Genomic DNA, 18,296 nt, shown 5'->3' with positions numbered 1-18,296 from the left:
GCGCGCGCGTCCCATTGCCATGCCTGACATCTCCCGGTTGGCCTCACGGGAAGCATACCATACCGACAGCTATATGTCAATAACAAACACTACCGCAAGCCCGCCTTTTGCCACAGGCTGCTAGGGGCTAGGGGCTAGGGGCTGGGGGCTGGGGGCTGGGGGCTGGGGTGGATGAGTGGGGTCGGGGAAATCCGACCGATCGGACCGATCCGACCGATCCGTCGGATTCTTCCTAAACCCTAAACCCTAGACCCTAAACCCTAGACCCTAGACCCTAGACCCTAAACCCTCCCCCTCAGCTCCGGCAGCCACCGTTCCAGCAGATCGCGGCAGTTGACCACCTTCGCAACCAGGTCGTAGGGGATGTAGAAGTAGTGGTTGGTGGCCTCGTAGCCGACGCGGGAGTCCCAGGTCTGGATGTCGTACAGCCGGAGGGCGAGGTTCATCTCGCCGCGGATGGCCGTTTCCAGGGTCTCCAGCAGGGGCGCGGCCTCGGCTGCGGTCTTGGCCTCCGCCAGGCGGTTCCGCGCCAGGGTAAAACGGGTCTGGTGGGCCACGCTCTGGAAGTGGATCCCGCAGGCCTCGGCGATGCGGGCGTCCTCCCGCAGCAGGGCGGCCTGGCGCACGTCGTCTCCCGGCGGGACATCAAGCATGATGCGGGCGGCCTCAAAGAACCCCTTCGCGGTCTTCTCGAACTGGTCGGCGAAGACCTCGGGCGGGTAGATGGTCCGCCATCCGTTCAGATCGTCGTAGGGGAACCCCACCATGGTGGCGGCGTAGCCGGTGGGCTTCTCCCACAGCGGGTTGGCGGGGCCCATGTGCTGCGGCGCGACGTAAACCGTCCCGCCGCTGTAGGGGTATTCCGAAAAGGTGCCGCTCATGGCCTGGAACGCGCGCACGGCCTCGGGGGCCGCCGCCGCGCCGTAGCGGCGCTCCGCCATGGCGCGCACCGCCGCGTCGGGGTCCGGCGTCTCCATGCGGCCGATCTCGGCGAGCACGTCGAGGTTGGGCGAGGGGCAGCCGCCGAGGGTCCAGCAGAGCATGAGCCCCGAAATGCCCTCGGCCCGCAGGCGGGTCGCGTGCTCCGCCACGGACCGCACCACAGGGATGAACGGCACAGAGCCCAGCTCCCAGGTGACATTGGCCTGGATCTTGGCCATCACGGGCAGCCCCGCCTCCCGCGCCGCCGCCCAGTTGCGCCGCGCGCGCGGGCCCGGCCCGATGGCGGACAGGGAATACTCGCCGATGGCGCTGGAGACCCCGCCGCGCGTGATGGGCACCTCCCACTCGCTGACGCTCTGGACCGTCGTGCCCTCCGGCAGCCCGGCCACGAGGTCCTTCACCCACTCGTCGCGCCAGCCCCAGTCCCACGCGATGAGCCGCGTCTTCACCCCGGCGTCGTCCATGCCCTCGCGGAGGGCCGCATGCAGGTCGGCGATGACCGACGCCCCGCCGCGTCCGGCGCAGCGCGGGCACTTGGCCCCGCCGAAGTGCGACCAGCAGGTGGTCAGGTTTTCAGACGCGGAAATGGTGAACAGCCCGGCGAGGTCCGGCACGGCGCGGCAGACCGTCGCCACGCTGTCGCGCAGCCACTGCCGCACCTCGGGCACGGAGGTGCACAGGGTCGCGTAGCCGTTCTCCTCCACGCCGCGCAGTTCGGGATGCTCCGTGAAAAAGGACTCCGGCATGGTGCGCGGCTCGTTCAGGTAGAGATAGACGCCGAGACCGTGGGTCCTGGCCCGCTCCACCAGCGCGCCGAGCTGCTTCAGGCGCTCCCCGTACCGGTCGCTCCGCGCCGGATCCCAGGGAAACGGTGCCAGCCGGTACAGCACCGCCTGCAGCCACACGCCGTCGGCCCCGCTCCGCGCCAGCCGCTCCAGATACCCGTCGGGAAACGAGTCGTCCAGCGGCGCGAGCAGCGGGTCGCCGTAAAGCGCGAAGTAGGACGAGGAGAACCGGGGCTCGAAGTGCGACGGCCCCGCGGGGGGCGCCGGGTCGTCCGCCGAGGGCGGCGCCGACAGCCGGGACACAAAGGTGAACAGCGTCTCCCCCGTCAGGTCGCCCAGCCCGTCGGGGAAGGACTCCCCCACGACGGCCTTGATCCGCGCCGCCCGCGCGCGCGTTGCGTCGTCCGGCGGGGCATAGGCCAGGGGCTCGCACTTCGGCTTGAGGTTCCCCAGCTTGATGAACAGGAAGTCGTCCTCGCGCAGGGTGTACTCCAGCTCCTCCGCCGTCCACCCGAGCAGCTTCAGCAGCTGGTCGTAGGGCAGCAGGTGCCAGTTGCGCCGGAGGGTGGTGATGTAGGCGCGGCGGGCGATTTCCGGGCTGAGCGCCGGCTGTTCCGGCAGGCCCATGCTCCGCGCCACCTCCTTCAGCTGCTCCTCCGTCGCGCCGACGACCTCCGCCAGCCGCGCGGCGGGGGTGAGCTGCCAGTTGAGCCAGACGTAGGCGTGGAGCCGGTCCGGAAATCCCGGCTGGGCGAGCGGCGCGGGCGCGGCGCCCTCGGGCAGTTCGGCGGCGGCGAAAAGGCCCATTCCAAGCAGGAGCAGCAGGGGCATGGCATGTCCTCCGGGGACGGCGCGCTCAGGCGGCGCGGCGGCCCAGTTTCTCGCGGTAGAGGTCGAAAATGACGGCGGCCACGATGACGAGGCCGGTGATCAGCCGCTTGGTGGGCTCCTGCGCCCCGATCTGCGCCAGCCCCACGGCCAGCACGGAGATGACGAGCACGCCGAAGAACGAGCGGACCACGGAGCCGCGCCCGCCCATGAGGCTCGTGCCGCCGATAACCGCGGCGGCGATGGCCTGCAGCTCCACCCCGGCCCCGGCGTTGGGGTCCGCCGAGCCCAGGCGCGAGCACTGGATGACCGCCGCCAGCCCGGCGTGGAATCCGCACAGGACGAACACCGCCACCTTGATGGGGCGCGGGTTCACCCCGGACAGGCGCACCACCTCCTCGTTCGCCCCGATGGCCATCATGTAGCGGCCGAACACGGTGTGGCGCAGCATGACCTGGCCCGCCGCCACCACCCCCAGGGCGACCAGGAACGGCACCGAGAACCCGAGGAGATGGGTCTCGGACACGCGCTCGATGGACGCGCCGATGTACATGGTCTGCGAGTTGGTGGCGAGATAGGCCCCGCCCCGGGCCGCCTCGAGCATGCCCAGGGTCACGATGAACGACGGCAGCGCCCACAGGGAGGAGACCAGCCCGTTCGCCAGGCCGCAGGCCGCGCCCACCCCCAGGCACAACAGCATGGCCGGAAAGAGCGGCCAGCCCCACCGCACCATGGCCACGCCCAGCGCCGCGCCGCTCAGGGCCAGCAGCGACCCCACGGAGAGGTCTATGCCGCCGATCACCAGCACATAGGTCATGCCCGCCGCGAGGATGATGGCCGGGGGAATCTGGTTGGCCATCATCCGGAAGGTCTGCATGGTGAGAAAATTGTCCGCCGTCAGCGCGAAGACCGCCGTCAGGCCCGCCAGCACCGCCAGCAGGCCCGCGTAGTCCACCGCCATGCGGCGCCACCCCGCGCCCTGAAAGCCCGCCGCCGTCATGGGGCCGCGACCGTTTCCGCCGTCACCAGGTCCACCGCCGTCTCCTTGTCCGCCGGGGTCGCCTCGCCGCGCAGCACCTGGAGGGCGTAGTCAATGCCGAACTCCGCCAGCTTGTCCGCGTGCTGGTCCACCGTGCAGAGGATCTGCCCCTCGCGGATCATGTCGCGCACCGCCGTGATGCCGTCGAAGCCGATGATCTTCACCTGGCCCGCCCGGCCCGACGTGCGCACCGCCGCCGCCGCGCCCAGGGCCATGTTGTCGTTCGCGCAGAGCAGCGCCTGGATCTCCGGGTGCTCCGTCAGAATGGACGCCGCCACCTGGTTCGCCTTCTCCATCTCCCAGCTCGCCGACTGCGAGGTCACCAGCGCCAGGCCCTTCTCCTTGATGCTGTCGTCGAAGCCCAGCTTCCGCTGGATGCCGTTGAACGCGCTAGGGATGCCCTCCAGCACCGCCACGGGCGCGCCCTGCGGCAGCGCGGCGGCCAGATGGTCCGCCGCCAGCTTCGCCCCCTTGCGGTTGTCCGGCCCCACAAAGGGAATCTTAATGCCCCGCTCCCCCAGCACCCCCGCGTCAAACTTGTTGTCTATGTTAATCACCACCACCCCCGCGTCCAGCGCCCGCTTGCACGCCCCCACCAGCGCCTTCGAGTCCGCCGGGGCGATCACCAGGGCGTCCACCCCCTGCGCCACCATCTGCTCCACCAGGTCAATCTGGCGGGCCACGTCCTGCTCGTCCTTGATCCCGTTGGCCAGCAGCTCATACTCCGAGGCGTGCGCCTGCTGGTGTGCCCGGGCGCCGTTCTCCATGGTCAGAAAGAACTCGTTCGCCAGGGACTTCATCACCAAAGCGACCTTGAACGGCCCCTCTTTCGCGGCCTTGGCGGCGGGGGCCGCCTGCGCGGGGGCGGACGGCGCCGCCGGATCCCCGCCCGAACACCCGGCCAGCACCAGCGCGGCCGCCGCGAAAAACACCCCGAAACTGCGCAAGACTGTCATGGTTCTGTCCTCGGTTGCGTGAAGGTTCCCCATACAATAGGGAGAACCGGGGCCGGGGTGCAACTCCCCGGTGGCCGGGATGCGGCGCACCCGAAGACAAGGCCGGCGGAACGTCGGCGGTACGAAAAGGGGCGACGATGCCGTCCCGTAGCGCCGGCGTTCCGCCGGCCTTGTCTTCAGGGTCAGAACCCAAGCCGGGGGAGGGCAGGAGGGGGCGGGCCGGCACCCACCATATATGGTGTCCGGGGGAATCTTTTCCGGAAAAAACCACCAGAAAACGCTTGACATGGGGCGGCAAGAGTGCTAGAATACAGGCCGTAGCGGAAAGAAACGCCCCTCTGACCAACGGGTGTGGGGGAGTTTCATTGCCGTTAACCAGTTGAATTTTGTTGTGAGCGCACCATCACGGCCGTCCACACTCCCGAGGCGAAAGGAGGGATGACACACCACGCCGTCAGGCATTACCTCGGTGGACCGGTCAAGCAACGTGATGTTGTCCATACAGTCTCTGGACCCCCGCGTGCGCGGGGGCGAAACGAAGGTTGAAAATAGGAGATAAACGTACAATGCGTACGCTTAAAGCTTTGGTTATCATGGCCCTGCTCGTCAGCATGGGCTCCGTGGCGGTTGCCGAACTCCAGAACGTGGAAATCGGCGGCAAGCTGCGCATCCGCGGCAACTGGTTCTACATGGACGACAGCGACTTCAGCACCGCCTTCGTTGAGCAGCGCAACCTGCTGAACGTCAAGGCCGACTTCACCGACGAAGTCAGCGCGTTCGTCGAGTTCGACAACTACAATGTGTGGGGCGAGGATTTTCGCTCCCTGTACCTGACGGGCGCTGACGGCCGCGGGGCCGGCGACGTTGACATGTACCAGGCGTACATTGACGCGAAGAACATGTGGGGCACGCCGCTCAGCATGCGCGTCGGCCGCCAGGAGCTGGTGTTCGGCAATGAGTTCCTCTTCGGCAACAACGACACCGGCGCGTTCTTCACCGGCCTGTCCTATGACGCCCTGCGCCTGAGCTACAACAACGACGCCGTCGCGATTGACGCCGTTGCCGCGAAGCTGGCCGAGGGTCTGGGCGACCTGGGCAAGGACGACGTTGACCTGTACGGCCTGTATGGCTCCTACATCGGCATCGAGGACGTCGTCCTGGACGCGTACTGGATGTGGATCCGTGACGATGAGGTTGTCACCGGCGAGAACATCGACCTGCACACTGTTGGCCTCCGCGGAGCTGGCACCCTGGGCGCGTTCGACTTCGACGCCAACGCCGCGTATCAGTTCGGCGACACCGACCTCACCCGCCGCGTCGGCTTCCTTGGCCTTGGCCGTGAAGACATCGACATCAGCGCCTTCGGCGTTGACGTCCGCGCCGGCTACACCTTCGACGCCGGTTGGCAGCCCCGCGTGTTCGCCAACTTCGCGTGGTACGAGGGTGACGATGAGGACCTGGCCTTCAACCGCCTCTTCTCCGACCTGGAGTACAGCGTGTTCCTTGACAACGTCAACGCGAACCTGACGGACGTGTTCGTCTACGCGCTTGGCGTGCAGGTCATGCCGACCGAAGCCGTTGCCCTGAAGCTTGTGGGCACCTATTTCGACGGCGACGAGAACTGGGACGAGATCGGCTGGGAAGTGGGCCTTTGCGGCGCCTACAACTACAGCGAGGACCTCACCTTCCGCGCCGGCTACAACCACTTCTTCGCGGATGACGACTTCGTTGACGACGCCGACTTCGACTACGCGTTCGTTGAGACCGAGATTGCCTTCTAATCTCGCTTGACGTTCCATTCTTGATCCCCCGCAGGCTCGCCTGCGGGGGATCCCCTTTTGGGGGGCGGACAGGGGCGAACCGCCGCCGCCCCCGCCCTTTCGCGCGGACCCGGCCCGTCCAACGCCGCGATTCCTACTGATCCGTACCTTTTCTCCCTCCCTTCTTACCTTTCGGAATTGCCCGCCCGTCGCCCCCCCGCCAGCCCCTTCCTCCCAACAGGACTCGCAACCTGTTTTTTCACAGTATGTTGTGAGTGTTTGGCGTGCAAGGACTGCACAGTGGCACAGGAATTGCCCAAGGAGCACCAAGCGGTCCCCATGGCGCTGTGTTTCCATTTGGGCGTTTTCCGCAGACTTTTGAACTGAACGTACGGGAGCCACATCATGAACATGACCACCCCAATCAGACGCTTTTGCGGACCGGGCGCGGCACTCGCCGCCCTGGCCCTGTTTGCCGCACTGGCGCCCTCCGCGGCGCTCGCCCAGGACGCCGCGGCGGCGGACCCCACCGCCGCCCTGACCGTCGCCCTGGACACCGTCTGGGTCATGCTCACGGGCTTCCTCGTCTTCTGGATGAACGCCGGCTTCGCCCTCGTGGAGTCCGGCTTCTGCCGGCGCAAGAACACGGTCAACATCCTGGCCAAGAACTTCATTGTCTTCGCCATCGCCTGCCTGTCCTTCTGGGCTCTCGGATTTGGCCTCATGTTCGGCAACGGGAACCCCTTCATCGGCATGACGGGCTTCCTGCTTGCCGGCGCCGACAACAGCCCGGCCATGGGGGACGCCTACGCGGGCGTCTACTCCGCCCTCAGCTGGACCGGCGTCCCGCTGGAGGCCAAGTTCTTCTTCCAGCTGGTCTTCGCCGGAACCGCGGCCACCATCGTCTCCGGCGCCGTGGCCGAGCGCATCAAGTTCCAGTCGTTCATCCTCTTCTCCTTCCTGCTGGTCGCCGTCATCTACCCGGTGACCGGCCACTGGATCTGGGGCGGCGGCTGGCTGGCCTCCCTGGCCACCCCCTTCAAGGACTTCGCCGGATCCACGGCGGTCCACAGCGTCGGCGGGTGGGCGGCCCTGGCGGGCGTCCTGCTGCTCGGGCCGCGGCTCGGCAAGTACCGCAAGGGCGCGAAGGCTTCGGCCATCCCCGGCCACAACATCGCCCTGGCCACCCTCGGCGGCATCATCCTCTGGCTCGGATGGTACGGGTTCAACCCCGGCAGCACGATGGCCGCGAACGGCGAGGCCATCGCCCACATCTCCCTGACCACGACCATGGCGGCGGCGGCGGGCGTGGCGGCCGCCACGGCCTACGCCTGGTTCCGCCTGGGCAACCCCGACCTCTCCATGATCATCAACGGCTGCCTCGCGGGCCTGGTGGCGGTGACGGCGGGCTGCGACGGGGTGTCGGTCCCGGGCAGCATCGTGATCGGCCTCGTGGCGGGCGTGCTCGTGGTCGAGGCGGTGCTCACCTTCGACAAGCTGCGCCTGGACGACCCCGTCGGCGCGCTGTCCGTCCACCTGGTCAACGGCATCTGGGGCACCCTGGCGGTCGGCCTGTTCAACACGACGACCGGCCTCTTCTACGGCGGAGGCGCGGCGCAGCTCACCACCCAGGCGATCGGCGTGGCCGCCGTCGGCGCGTGCGCCTTCACCGTCTCCCTGATCCTCTGGGCCGCTGTGAAGGCCGTCCTCGGCCTGCGCGTCACGCCGGAGGAGGAGTACCTCGGCCTCGACAAGAGCGAGATGGGCCTTGAGGCCTACCCCGAGGACGTGACCACGCCGGAACTGGCGCGATAGCGCGCCGCCCGGCCCCCCGGCCACCGCCGCGGCCCCAAAAAGTTGAAGTGAAAAGTTGAGCCGCCCCCGGCCGGACGCACAGAATAGACGTCCGGCCGGGGGGGGAAACAAACCGGCATGATGCCCACCAACCAAGAAGGAGAAGAGAACATGACAGGCCTTGTGAGGAGAACCGCGATTGTTGTCGGAGTGATGGCGCTGTGCGCCACCGGGGCGTTCGCAGAACTGCAGAACGTCGAGGTCGGCGGCGGCATCAGCATCGGCGGCTGGTACTACAACTACGACTCCCTCCCCTCGTCCGCCTACATGGACCAGTGGACCCGCCTGCATGTGAAGGCCGACTTCACCGACGAGGTGTCGGCCCTCATCGAGTTTGACAACTACAGCGTCTGGGGCGAGGACTTCCGCTCCAGCTACCTCACCGGCGCCGACGGCCGGGGCAACGGCGACACGGACCTCTACCAGGCCTACATCGAGGCCAAAAACCTCTGGGGCACGCCGCTCACGCTGAAGGCCGGCCGCCAGGAGATCATGCTCGGCGGCGAGTTCCTCATCGGGAACAACAGCATGGCCAGCCCCCTGTTCGGCCTGTCCTTCGACGCCCTGCGCCTGACCTACGGCGCGGAGACCTTCTCCGTGGACGCCATCGCCGCCAAGCTCGCCGAGGGCCTGGGCGACTTCGGCAAGGACGACACGGACCTCTACATCGCCTACTTCAGCTACACCGGCGTTGAGGGCCACGTCTTTGACGCCTACTGGATGTACGTCCGGGACGACGCCTCCGCCACGGCCTTCGAGGTGGACCTGCACACCCTCGGCCTGCGCGCCGCGGGCGCCTTCGGCGCCTTCGACTACTCCGCCGAGGCCGCCTGGCAGCTCGGGGAGGCCGACGGCCTTCCCGGCGCCTTCGGGTTTGACGAGGCCGACACGGACTACGACACCCCCGGCGCCACGGCCTCCGTCGGCTACACCTTCGACACGACCTGGACGCCCCGCGTCTACGCCTCCGCCGCCTGGCTCGACGGCGGCGACCCCGACGACAGCCTCTGGTCCAACGACCGCACCCTGCCGTTCAACCGCCTCTTCTCCGACGTGGACTACACGTCCATCCTCGCCTTCACCGACATGTCCAATGTCCGCTGGTACGCCCTCGGCGTCGAGGTCGCCCCGACCGAGGCCCTCGGCCTGTTCCTCCAGGTCGCCCACCTTGAGGCCGACGAGCTGGCCCCCAAGACCGGCGGACTCTTCGGCGCCGGCCCCTCCTCCCGCCAGCTCGGCTGGGAGGCCGCCGTCGGCGCCACCTACCAGTACAGCGACGACCTCTCCTTCGCCCTCACCTACGCCCACTTCTTCGGCGACGACGGCCTTGAGGGCAACAACATCCTCGCCAACGGCCTGAGCCCCTGGGCCGGTGACGGCGACGACGAGTACGACACGGTGTTCTTCAACACCTCCCTCAGCTTCTGACCGACGGCCTCCCGCAGGAGGACGCCACAAGCCGCCCGGCCCGGGCACCCCCCGGGCCGGGCGCGGTTTATTCCGTTTTGCAGCGCGTTCAGGTCTTGGACTGGGCGCGGCCGGGTGTGCTATTCTTTTGTCTCCCTGAACCCCCCTGCGGAGGCCTGAAAATCATGGGAAAAATCACCCTGAAGGACGTGGAGTACGTGGCCGGCCTGGCCCAGCTCCGCCTGACGGAGGACGAAAAGAACCGGCTGGTCCGGGAGATGGACGACATCCTGGCGTACATGGACCAGCTTAACGAGCTGGACACGGACGCCGTGGAGCCGATGATGCACGCCATGGAGATGACCAACGTGTTCCGGCAGGACGAGACCGGCGCGTCGCTCCCGCGCGAGGAGGCGCTCATGAACGCCCCCGTGCACGACGGCGAGTATTTCCTGGTGCCCCGCATCCTCGAGGGGGACACGGCATGAACACCCCCTGGCATTACCAGTCCGCGCGGGAGATCCGCGACGCCGTCCGCTCGGGCGCGGTCTCCGCGACGGCCATGACGGAGTGGCACCTCAACCGCATCGCCGAGGTGGACCCGCGCATTGACGCCTTCACCCAGGTCTGGCGCGACGAGGCGCTGGCGCAGGCCGCCGCCGTGGACGAGAAGGCCCGCAAAGGCGACGCCCTCGGCCCGCTGGCGGGCGTGCCCGTGGGGCTCAAGGAGCTCCTGTGCACACGCGCCGGCGTCACCTCCTGCGCGTCGAAGATTCTCAAGGACTTCCGCAGCCCCTACGACGGCACCGTCGTGAAGCGCATGGCCGCCGCGGACGCCGTCTTCCTCGGCAAGGTGAACATGGACGAGTTCGCCATGGGCTCCTCCACCGAGCGCAGCACCATCAAGGTGACGCGCAACCCCTGGAACCTGAAATGCGTGCCCGGCGGCTCCAGCGGCGGGTCCGCCGCCGCCGTCAGCTCGGGCGAGTGCGCCATCTCCCTCGGCAGCGACACGGGCGGCTCCATCCGCCAGCCCGCGGCCATGTGCGGCTGCGTCGGCATCAAGCCCACCTACGGCCGCGTGTCCCGCTACGGCCTCGTCGCCTTCGCCTCGTCCCTCGACCAGATCGGCCCCCTCACGCGCACCGTGGAGGACGCCGCCCTCACGCTCAACGTGATCTGCGGCCGCGACCCCCTCGACTCCACCTCCGCCGACCTGCCCGCCGAGGACTTCACCGCGGCGCTCACCGGCGACGTCAAGGGCCTGCGGATCGGCCTGCCCGCGGAATACTTCACCGACGCCCTGAACGCCGAGATGCGCGAGAAGGTCGAGGCCGCCGTGGACGTGTTCCGCCGCGAGGGCGCCGAGATCGTCCCGGTCTCGCTGCCCCACGCCAACTACGCCATCGCCGTCTATTACATCATCTGCACCGCCGAAGCCAGCGCCAACCTGGCCCGCTTCGACGGTGTCCGCTACGGGTTCCGCCACCCGGCGGCGAAGAGCGTGGAGGAGATGTACGTTCTGACCAAGTCGGAGGGCTTCGGCCCCGAGGTCAAGCGGCGCATCATGCTGGGCACCTACGTGCTCTCCAGCGGCTACTACGACGCCTACTACCTCAAGGCCCAGAAGGTGCGCCGCCTCATCAAGCGCGACTTCGACGAGGCCTTCGAGAAGTGCGACGTCATCGCCGGGCCCACCTCCCCCATCCCCAGCTTCGAGTTCGGCACCAAGACCGACAACCCGCTGGAGATGTACCTGGCGGACATCTACACCATCTCGACCAACCTGGCCACCCTGCCCGGCATCTCGATTCCCTGCGGCCTCACGGCCTCGGGGCTTCCCGCGGGTCTCCAGATGATGGCGCGCCCCTTCAACGAGGCGGCCCTCCTCCGCGCGGCCCACTGTCACGAGCAAAAGAGCGGCGTCCGCCTGGGCGAGCCCCCCGTCGCCTGAGGATATGAGCATGCACTACGAAGCAGTCATCGGCATGGAAGTCCATGTGGAGATCAACAGCCGGTCCAAGGTGTTCTGCCCCTGCAGCACCGACTTCCACGCGCCGCCCAACACCAACGTGTGCCCCGTCTGCCTCGGCATGCCCGGCACCCTCCCCGTCCTCAACGTGGACATGGTGAACAAGTCCGTCGCCGTCGGCCTCGCCCTGAACTGCGCCATCTCCCGCTGGTCCAAAATGGACCGGAAGAACTACTTCTACCCCGACCTCGCCAAAAACTACCAGATCAGCCAGTACGACCTGCCCCTGTGCCACGGCGGCTGGCTCGACGTCGAGGTGGACGGCGCGGTGCGCCGCATCGGCATCACGCGCGCGCACATGGAGGAGGACACGGCCCGCAACACGCACACCATCGCGGGCGGGCAGAGCGGCGTGGACTTCAACCGCTGCGGCCTGCCGCTGCTGGAGATCGTGACGGAGCCGGACCTCCGCGGCGCGCGCGAGGCCCACGCCTACCTCACGGAGCTCAAGCAGATTCTCCAGTACCTGCGCGTGAGCGACTGCAACATGGAGGAGGGCTCCCTGCGCGCCGAGGCCAACATCAGCGTGCGGCCCGTTGGGCAGGAGGCCTTCGGCACCAAGACCGAGGTCAAGAACGTGGCCTCCTTCAGCGGCGTCCAGAAGGCCATTGACTTCGAGATCGCCCGGCAGATCGCCGTGATCGAGGCCGGCGGCGCCGTCGTCCAGGAGACCCGCGGCTGGGACGCCGACCGGGGCGTCACCTTCTCCCAGCGCCTCAAGGAGTCGGCCCACGACTACCGCTACTTCCCCGAGCCCGACCTGGTGCCCGTCTCGGTGGACCAGGCGTGGGAAAGCCGCATCCGCGAGACCCTGCCCGAGCTGCCCGCCGCGCGCCGCGCGCGCTTCGCCGCGCAGTACGCCCTGTCCGCCTACGACGCCGGCGTGCTGACCCAGTCGCGGGACACGGCGGACTACTATGAGGCCGCCGTGGCCGCGGGCGCCGACCCCAAAAAGGCGGCCAACTGGATTTCCGTGGAACTCCAGGCCCTCCTTTCGGATACAAAGAAGGAGATCGCCGACTGCGCCGCGGGCCCCGGAGCCCTCGCCGGGATGCTCGGGATGATCGAGTCGGGCGCCATCAGCGGCAAGATCGCCAAGGAGGTCCTGGCCGAGATGTTCGCCACGGGCAGGGCCCCGGCGGACATTGTGCGCGAAAAGGGCCTCAGCCAGATCAGCGACGCCGGCGAACTTCTGGAGGCGGTGCGGCGGGTGATCGCCGAGAATCCCGCCCAGGTGGAGCAGTACCGGGCCGGCAAGGAGAAGGTGCTCGCCTTCCTCGTCGGGCAGGCCATGCGCGCCACCCGGGGCAAGGCAAACCCGCAGATGCTGAATGACGTGCTCCGGGAGGAGCTTTCGCGGTAGAATGGAGCCGCAAGGAGAATCATGGCCGAGAAGACAAGAAAGAAACCCCTGACCAAGGCGCTGCGCGAGAAGACGCTCGCCATTGCCGGGATCGCGGAGTCGAAGAAGGCCAAAAACATCCGGGCCTTCGATGTGCGCGGCCTGACCCTCATGGCCGACGTGTTCGTCCTGTGCTCCGCGGGCAGCGAGCCCCAGATGCGGGCCGTGGCCGACGCGGCGCGCCAGACGATGCGCGAGGGCGGCAGCCCCGTCCTGCGCACCGAGGGCGACCACCACTGCGGATGGATGATTGTGGACTGCGGCGACGTCCTCTTCCATGTGTTCAGGGAGAGCGCGCGGACGTTTTACGACCTCGACCAGATGTGGGAGGACGCGCCCGAGGTGAATCTGAAGCGGCGGACCCGCAAGACGGCGAAGGACAGCACGGAAGAGTAGTTGACCGGACGGTTGGCGGAAGGTGCCGGGGCAAGATGGACGAGCAATTCATACCGGACATCCCGAAGATTTACCAGTACAAGCTGGAGCGGGTGCTGGGCGAGGGCGGCACGGGAAAGGTCTATCTCGGCATAGACACCAAGCGGGGCGAGGCCGTCGCCGTGAAGATTTTCCACGAGAACTTCTTCCGCAACCGCCTCCACGTCCGCGACCTCGCCAAGAGCGTCACCAAGTTCAAGAAATACAAGCACCCCCGGGTCGTGCAGATCCATGAGTTCCTCGACGGCGACGAGGGCCGCTGCATGATCATGGAGTACGTGGACGGCCCCAACCTCAAGTGGTACATCCTCAACCGCCCCTGGAACCTCCAGGAGCGGGTCGCTGTCTGCATCCAGATCTGCGAGGGCATGCAGTACCTCCACGACAAGGGCTGCATCCACCACGACTTCAAGCCCGCCAACGTCCTGTTCACCCGCACGGGCCAGGTCAAGATCGCCGACTTCTCCCTCTACGGGAGCAGTTTCCTCCTCGAGCTCATGGACCGCAACGTCGGCGAGCAGATCACCCCCATGTTCGTCGCCCCCGAGTTCATCCGCAAGGAGAAGGTTGCCGCCGCCGGCGACCAGTACTCCATGGGCATCACCTTCTACATGATGTTCGCCGAGCGTGTCCCCTTCCCCGTGGACAACCTGGGCCGGCTCTACCAGTGCCATCTGAACGTCACCCCGGACCACCCCAGCCTGGTCAACCCGAAATGCCCGACCGCCGTCGGAGACATCGTCATGAAGATGCTCCAGAAGCGCCCCGAGAACCGCTTCCTCGACTGCGACGAGCTGCGCATCGCCTTCACCCAGCTCGGCCGCAGCCGGATATAGGCGGGGGAATACCGGACGCCGCGGGGCGTGTTTTGAAGGACAACCGGGTCAAGGGTCCGGAAGAAGGATCGAAACGGCGCCGCGCGCAGTCTGCGCGGGCGCCTTCCGGCATCAAAGCACAGGAGAATACTCATGAGCAACGCGGCATCTCTCACCTCGGCGGACTTCGGCGAAAAAACGGCCAGCGGCGTCACGCTGGTGGATTTCTGGGCGGAATGGTGCGGACCCTGCCGCATGCTCACCCCCACCATTGACGACCTCGCCGCGGCCTACGCGGGCAAGGCCCTCATCGCCAAGGTGAACGTGGACGACAGCCAGGACATCGCCATCCGCTTCAGCGTGAACGTGATCCCCACCCTTGTCGTCCTCAAAGACGGCGCCGAGGTTGCCCGGCTTCAGGGCGTCACGCCGCGCGCCGAAATCGCCAAAGCCATTGACGCCGCCCTCGGCGCCTGAGGCCCTCCTCCCCGAAACTCCTCCGCGGAAACGGACCGGCAAACCCGCCGGACCGCTTCCGCGGCGTTTTTTTCCGCGCGCGAGACGCACCCCGTCCATACTGTCCATGAGGTCCATATCGTCCATTCCTCCCCTCGGCAGCCCGCGTGGTATCATGGCACCCGTAAACAGGAGACCCAGACCATGCACGCCTCTGCAAAACCCCTTCTCGTCCTGGCGGCGCTGCTCGCCGCCGCCCCCCTCTGCGCCGCCGACGCCTTTCAGGCGGGCTTCGCCCGCACCGACATCACCCCCGCCGTCGGCGCCGAGATCCCCGGCGGCATGGCCATCAACCCCGCCGACGGCGTGCGCGACCCCCTCTTCGCCGAGGCCGCCGTCTTCTCGTCCGGCGGCGTCACCGCCGCCGTGGTCGGCGTGGACCTCCTCATGATCCCCGACGACACCATCGCCGAGGCCCGCCGGCTCGCCGAGGAGAAGTGCGGCATCCCCGCCGCCCACATCCTCGTCGCCGCCAGCCACACCCACTGCGGCGGCCCCATCGTGGACTGCTTCGCCTCCTCGCGCGACCCGGAATACTCGCGCCTGGTCGCGGAGCGCGTCGCGGAGGCCGTGGCCGCCGCCCACGCCGCCAAGGTGGACGCCCGCCTCGCCGCCCTCTCCGGCGAGGCCCGCGGCACGGGGTTCAACCGCCGCTTCTTCATGCGCGACGGATCCCTGCGCACCCACCCCGGCAAGATGAACCCCGACATTGACCGGCCCGCCGGGCCCGTGGACCCGGCGGTCGGCGTGCTCGCCGCCGAGACCCTGGACGGCGAGCTCCTCGGCTGCGTGGTCAACCACACCATGCACGGCACCGTCATGGGCGGCAGCAAGTTCTCCGCCGACTGGCCGTTCTTCCTGCGCCAGGGCGTCCGCGGCGCCTTCGGCCGCGACATCGGCGTGGTCTTCCTCAACGGCGCCTGCGGCGACGTCACCCAGGTGGACAACCGCTCCCCCCGCACGCCCGAATGGGGCGAAAACCGCGCCCGCCAGATCGGCCTCGCCGTTGCGGGCGAGGTGGTAAAGCTGGTTGCCGGGGCCGAGTTCACCCCCGAAGCCCCCGTCGCCGTCCTCACCGAGCGTCTTGACCTGCCCATCCGCGACCTGGGAGAGAGCGACGAGGCCCTCGTCGCCCGCGAGGCCCCCGCCACGGGGCTCGGCTCCGGGGTGGACGATCTGTACCTGAAGGAGGCCGCCCTTGTCCGCGCCATGAAGGACGCCTCGCCGACGGTGCCGGTGGAGGTCATGGGCCTGCGCGTTGGCCCCGCCGCCATCGTCACCAACCCCACGGAATACTTCTGCGCCCTCGGCCTCGCCATCAAGGAGGACCAACCCTGGCGCCCCGTCATGGTCTCCGAGCTGACCAACGGCTACGCGGGCTACTGCGCCCCCGCCGAGGCCTACCTCCAGGGCGGCTACGAGACCCGCACCGCGCGCAGCAGCTTCCTCGCCCCCGGCGCGGGCGAGCAGATCGTCGCCGCCTCCCGCCGCCTCCTCAACGCCCTCGCCCAGCCCGCCGCCGAATAGGCGACGGGCACCGTTTCCAGGCATTTCAGGGGTGAGACGTCGTATCTGAAAAAAGACGCCGGAGACACGCCAGGAGGTGGCACGGGCTTCCAGCCCGTGGTGGGTTCATGGATGCGGCCCAAGAAACACGGGCTGGAAGCCCGTGCCACCTCACCGACCAGTCCCGGCATCCTCCTGAAAACACCGCCTCTCCCCCGAAGCAGCTTCAGTCATCCCCCTCTCCGCCCGCCCGCGCGCGGATGCGCCGCGCCGCCAGCGCCATGATCCCCACGGACACCAGGAACAGGCCCGCGCCCGCCGCCGTCTGCACGAGGGACGCCTTCTGGAGCCCCGCGCCCATCAGGGCGAAGACCACCGTCGTCGGCAGGTAGCCCGCCAGCGTCGCGGTGAAAAAGGGCAGCGCGCGCGCCGTGCTCACCCCCGCGAGCAGGTTCGTCAGCGTGTTGTGCCCCAGCGGGAAGAACCGGATCGAGAGGATCACCAGAAACGTGTTCTCCCGCAGCAGCGTGTCATAGCGGCGGATCCGCACCGGCAGGCGCGGCAGCACGAAGTCCCGCCCCAGAAACCGCGCCAGATGGAACAGCGCCCCCGCCCCCAGCAGCGCGCCCAGCAGCGACCAGACCGTCCCCCACACCGCCCCGAACACCACGCCCCCCGCAAAGGCCAGCGCCATGCGCGGGAGCCCCGCCATCGTCAGCACGGCCCCCCCCGCCGCAAACAGCCACCCGCCCCACGCCCCGCTCTCCACCATCCGCAGCCGCACCCACTCATAATCCCGCACCGCGTCCCCCACCGGCGTCCCCCGGAGAACAAACCACCCCGCCCCCACCAGCAGCACCAGCAGGAAGAACTTCAGCCCGGACAGCGCCCGTCCCGGCGTGATTTCGGGGGGACTATCGTTCATGGCGCGCGCGTCTCACTTCTCCGGCGGCAGGGGCTTGTAGAGGATGTCCTTGAACTGGACCGTCACGGGCTCGCCGCTGTGGAGCTGGAGGCCCAGGATGCCCGAGCGGTCGAGCTGGGCGGGGTCGTTGTCCTCCACCTCGGCCATGAGCTGCCCGTTGACGTAGAGCGTGATGTGCGTGCCGCGGCAGACGAGGCGGTACGCGTGCCAGTCCTCGAGCCGGAAGGGGGCCGGGCCCTGCGCCTCGGGGATGGGCGTCACGGTCTTGGCGCCGTCGGGACCGAAGACCGTCCTCTCCCCGCGCAGGGCGAGGTCGTGGCGCCCCCACTCGTCATAGAGCCGCACCAGCCAGTCCGTCTTCAGGTTGTTGTCCATCTGGTACCCGGCGATGTCGTGGTCCGGCAGGAGCCTGCTCCGGAACTGGAAGCCGCCGTTGGACGCGGCGTCCCCTCCCATCCGGTAGTTCATCGTCAGCTCGAAGTCGGCCATCGCGCCGCCCTCCCACACGAGGTACTGGTTGACCGTGCAGGGGTGCTCCTTCGTGATGCGGCCCGTGATCGCGCCGTCCTCAATGGTCCAGTAACTCATGTCCGGGCTCTCCCACCCGGTGAAGTCCTTCCCGTTGAAGAGCGGGATGAACCCCTCGCTGTCGGACGCGGCCGATGTTCCGCAGGCCGGCGGTTCTCCCGCGCCACGGTCGTCCGCCGTCGTCGCGCAGCCGGCTGCTACGAGCAGTGCCAGCAGCCCGGCCGTCCCCAAAAGGCCCCGCCCCCTCTTGCCAAAACGTTGGATGTCCATGTGCCGTCCCAAACTCCGCCGTGGGGTTGTCCCCCGGCCGGCCGGGGGAGATTCCAGTCAAGTGTACCTTCCCGGGCAAACCCAGGCAAACGCCCCGCGGGAACTCTGATCGCCAGACAAGATGCGCGCAGGCCGGAGCAGTGGCGGGCAAGCGATTGCTTCACTTCGTTGCTAATGAAGTGGACGTATTCTTCCGCGCTCCAAGCCGCCGGTTTTTCTCTGCCAAACGTGGAAATGGCCGAAAGCGAAAGTCTTGGGCATCCCGGAGGGATGCAGGACATTAGCCGGTGGTTGAG

Annotated in this window: 15 protein-coding genes; 10 read left to right on the top strand and 5 right to left on the bottom strand. The window is 68.1% G+C overall.

Features of this window, described 5'->3' with window-relative positions; genetic code table 11:
• Positions 1–281: 281 nt before the first annotated feature.
• Genes GXY15_01765 through GXY15_01755 form a run of 3 tightly spaced genes read right to left on the bottom strand, consistent with a single transcriptional unit; the run spans position 282 to position 4,394 of the window.
• Positions 282–2,558 (bottom strand): hypothetical protein, encoded by a 2,277-nt coding sequence (locus GXY15_01765; GenBank protein NLV39939.1) that lies wholly within the window; start codon positions 2,556–2,558, stop codon positions 282–284.
• Between the two features lie 25 nt (positions 2,559–2,583).
• On the bottom strand, positions 2,584–3,555 hold the full coding sequence (locus GXY15_01760) for an ABC transporter permease (GenBank protein ID NLV39938.1): 972 nt from the start codon (positions 3,553–3,555) through the stop codon (positions 2,584–2,586).
• Positions 3,552–4,394 carry a sugar ABC transporter substrate-binding protein gene (locus GXY15_01755; protein ID NLV39937.1) on the bottom strand — a complete coding sequence of 281 codons (843 nt, stop codon included), beginning with the start codon at positions 4,392–4,394 and terminating at the stop codon, positions 3,552–3,554. The genes GXY15_01760 and GXY15_01755 overlap by 4 nt, the downstream gene beginning before the upstream one ends.
• 722 nt (positions 4,395–5,116) lie before the next feature.
• Between GXY15_01755 and GXY15_01750 the strand changes: the two genes are divergently transcribed.
• The 10 genes from GXY15_01750 (at position 5,117) to GXY15_01705 (ending at position 16,298) form a co-directional block, all read left to right on the top strand.
• Positions 5,117–6,331 carry an alginate export family protein gene (locus GXY15_01750; GenBank protein ID NLV39936.1) on the top strand — a complete coding sequence of 405 codons (1,215 nt, stop codon included), beginning with the start codon at positions 5,117–5,119 and terminating at the stop codon, positions 6,329–6,331.
• A gap of 384 nt (positions 6,332–6,715) precedes the next feature.
• Complete coding sequence (amt, locus tag GXY15_01745) at positions 6,716–8,125, top strand: ammonium transporter (protein ID NLV39935.1); 1,410 nt, start codon at positions 6,716–6,718, stop codon at positions 8,123–8,125.
• A gap of 150 nt (positions 8,126–8,275) precedes the next feature.
• Positions 8,276–9,592: an alginate export family protein gene (locus GXY15_01740; protein NLV39934.1), complete on the top strand. Its 1,317-nt coding sequence runs from the start codon at positions 8,276–8,278 to the stop codon at positions 9,590–9,592.
• 164 nt (positions 9,593–9,756) lie between these two features.
• Positions 9,757–10,059, top strand: a complete 303-nt coding sequence (gatC, locus tag GXY15_01735; protein ID NLV39933.1) for an Asp-tRNA(Asn)/Glu-tRNA(Gln) amidotransferase subunit GatC — start codon at positions 9,757–9,759, stop codon at positions 10,057–10,059.
• Entirely contained in the window at positions 10,056–11,525 is a 1,470-nt protein-coding gene (gene gatA / locus GXY15_01730) for an Asp-tRNA(Asn)/Glu-tRNA(Gln) amidotransferase subunit GatA (GenBank protein NLV39932.1), read from the top strand. The genes gatC and gatA overlap by 4 nt, the downstream gene beginning before the upstream one ends.
• A 10-nt stretch (positions 11,526–11,535) precedes the next feature.
• Complete coding sequence (gene gatB / locus GXY15_01725) at positions 11,536–12,966, top strand: Asp-tRNA(Asn)/Glu-tRNA(Gln) amidotransferase subunit GatB (GenBank protein NLV39931.1); 1,431 nt, start codon at positions 11,536–11,538, stop codon at positions 12,964–12,966.
• Positions 12,967–12,987: 21 nt separating this feature from the next.
• Positions 12,988–13,401, top strand: coding sequence for a ribosome silencing factor (gene rsfS / locus GXY15_01720; protein ID NLV39930.1), 414 nt, complete (start codon positions 12,988–12,990; stop codon positions 13,399–13,401).
• Positions 13,402–13,436: 35 nt separating this feature from the next.
• On the top strand, positions 13,437–14,276 hold the full coding sequence (locus GXY15_01715) for a serine/threonine protein kinase (GenBank protein NLV39929.1): 840 nt from the start codon (positions 13,437–13,439) through the stop codon (positions 14,274–14,276).
• A gap of 132 nt (positions 14,277–14,408) precedes the next feature.
• The gene (gene trxA, locus GXY15_01710; protein NLV39928.1) at positions 14,409–14,732 is read left to right on the top strand and encodes a thioredoxin; all 324 of its coding nucleotides are present in this window, start codon (positions 14,409–14,411) and stop codon (positions 14,730–14,732) included.
• Positions 14,733–14,915: 183 nt separating this feature from the next.
• The gene (locus tag GXY15_01705) at positions 14,916–16,298 is read left to right on the top strand and encodes a hypothetical protein (protein NLV39927.1); all 1,383 of its coding nucleotides are present in this window, start codon (positions 14,916–14,918) and stop codon (positions 16,296–16,298) included.
• 205 nt (positions 16,299–16,503) lie between these two features.
• Here GXY15_01705 and GXY15_01700 read toward each other — a convergent pair whose 3' ends face one another.
• Positions 16,504–17,202 (bottom strand): TVP38/TMEM64 family protein, encoded by a 699-nt coding sequence (locus tag GXY15_01700; protein NLV39926.1) that lies wholly within the window; start codon positions 17,200–17,202, stop codon positions 16,504–16,506.
• A 12-nt stretch (positions 17,203–17,214) separates the two neighbouring features.
• Positions 17,215–18,000, bottom strand: a complete 786-nt coding sequence (locus GXY15_01695) for a DUF1080 domain-containing protein (GenBank protein ID NLV39925.1) — start codon at positions 17,998–18,000, stop codon at positions 17,215–17,217.
• Positions 18,001–18,296: the final 296 nt, after the last annotated feature.

This window comes from Candidatus Hydrogenedentota bacterium, from assembly GCA_012730045.1.
Classification (GTDB): domain Bacteria; phylum Hydrogenedentota; class Hydrogenedentia; order Hydrogenedentales; family CAITNO01; genus JAAYBR01.
Note: the sequence above shows the minus strand (reverse complement) of the source record. Positions and strands in the feature narration are given on the sequence as shown.

What these genes read in the sequence shown, in the direction of transcription:
- GXY15_01755 (NLV39937.1), bottom strand. Translation starts at nt 4,394, where the DNA reads ATGAAGTCCCTGGCGAACGAGTTCTTTCTGACCATGGAGAACGGCGCC.
- GXY15_01695 (NLV39925.1), bottom strand. Translation starts at nt 18,000, where the DNA reads ATGGACATCCAACGTTTTGGCAAGAGGGGGCGGGGCCTTTTGGGGACG.
- GXY15_01705 (NLV39927.1), top strand. Translation starts at nt 14,916, where the DNA reads ATGCACGCCTCTGCAAAACCCCTTCTCGTCCTGGCGGCGCTGCTCGCC.
- rsfS (NLV39930.1), top strand. Translation starts at nt 12,988, where the DNA reads ATGGCCGAGAAGACAAGAAAGAAACCCCTGACCAAGGCGCTGCGCGAG.
- amt (NLV39935.1), top strand. Translation starts at nt 6,716, where the DNA reads ATGAACATGACCACCCCAATCAGACGCTTTTGCGGACCGGGCGCGGCA.
- trxA (NLV39928.1), top strand. Translation starts at nt 14,409, where the DNA reads ATGAGCAACGCGGCATCTCTCACCTCGGCGGACTTCGGCGAAAAAACG.
- GXY15_01765 (NLV39939.1), bottom strand. Translation starts at nt 2,558, where the DNA reads ATGCCCCTGCTGCTCCTGCTTGGAATGGGCCTTTTCGCCGCCGCCGAA.
- gatA (NLV39932.1), top strand. Translation starts at nt 10,056, where the DNA reads ATGAACACCCCCTGGCATTACCAGTCCGCGCGGGAGATCCGCGACGCC.
- GXY15_01700 (NLV39926.1), bottom strand. Translation starts at nt 17,202, where the DNA reads ATGAACGATAGTCCCCCCGAAATCACGCCGGGACGGGCGCTGTCCGGG.
- GXY15_01715 (NLV39929.1), top strand. Translation starts at nt 13,437, where the DNA reads ATGGACGAGCAATTCATACCGGACATCCCGAAGATTTACCAGTACAAG.
- GXY15_01740 (NLV39934.1), top strand. Translation starts at nt 8,276, where the DNA reads ATGACAGGCCTTGTGAGGAGAACCGCGATTGTTGTCGGAGTGATGGCG.
- GXY15_01760 (NLV39938.1), bottom strand. Translation starts at nt 3,555, where the DNA reads ATGACGGCGGCGGGCTTTCAGGGCGCGGGGTGGCGCCGCATGGCGGTG.
- GXY15_01750 (NLV39936.1), top strand. Translation starts at nt 5,117, where the DNA reads ATGCGTACGCTTAAAGCTTTGGTTATCATGGCCCTGCTCGTCAGCATG.
- gatB (NLV39931.1), top strand. Translation starts at nt 11,536, where the DNA reads ATGCACTACGAAGCAGTCATCGGCATGGAAGTCCATGTGGAGATCAAC.
- gatC (NLV39933.1), top strand. Translation starts at nt 9,757, where the DNA reads ATGGGAAAAATCACCCTGAAGGACGTGGAGTACGTGGCCGGCCTGGCC.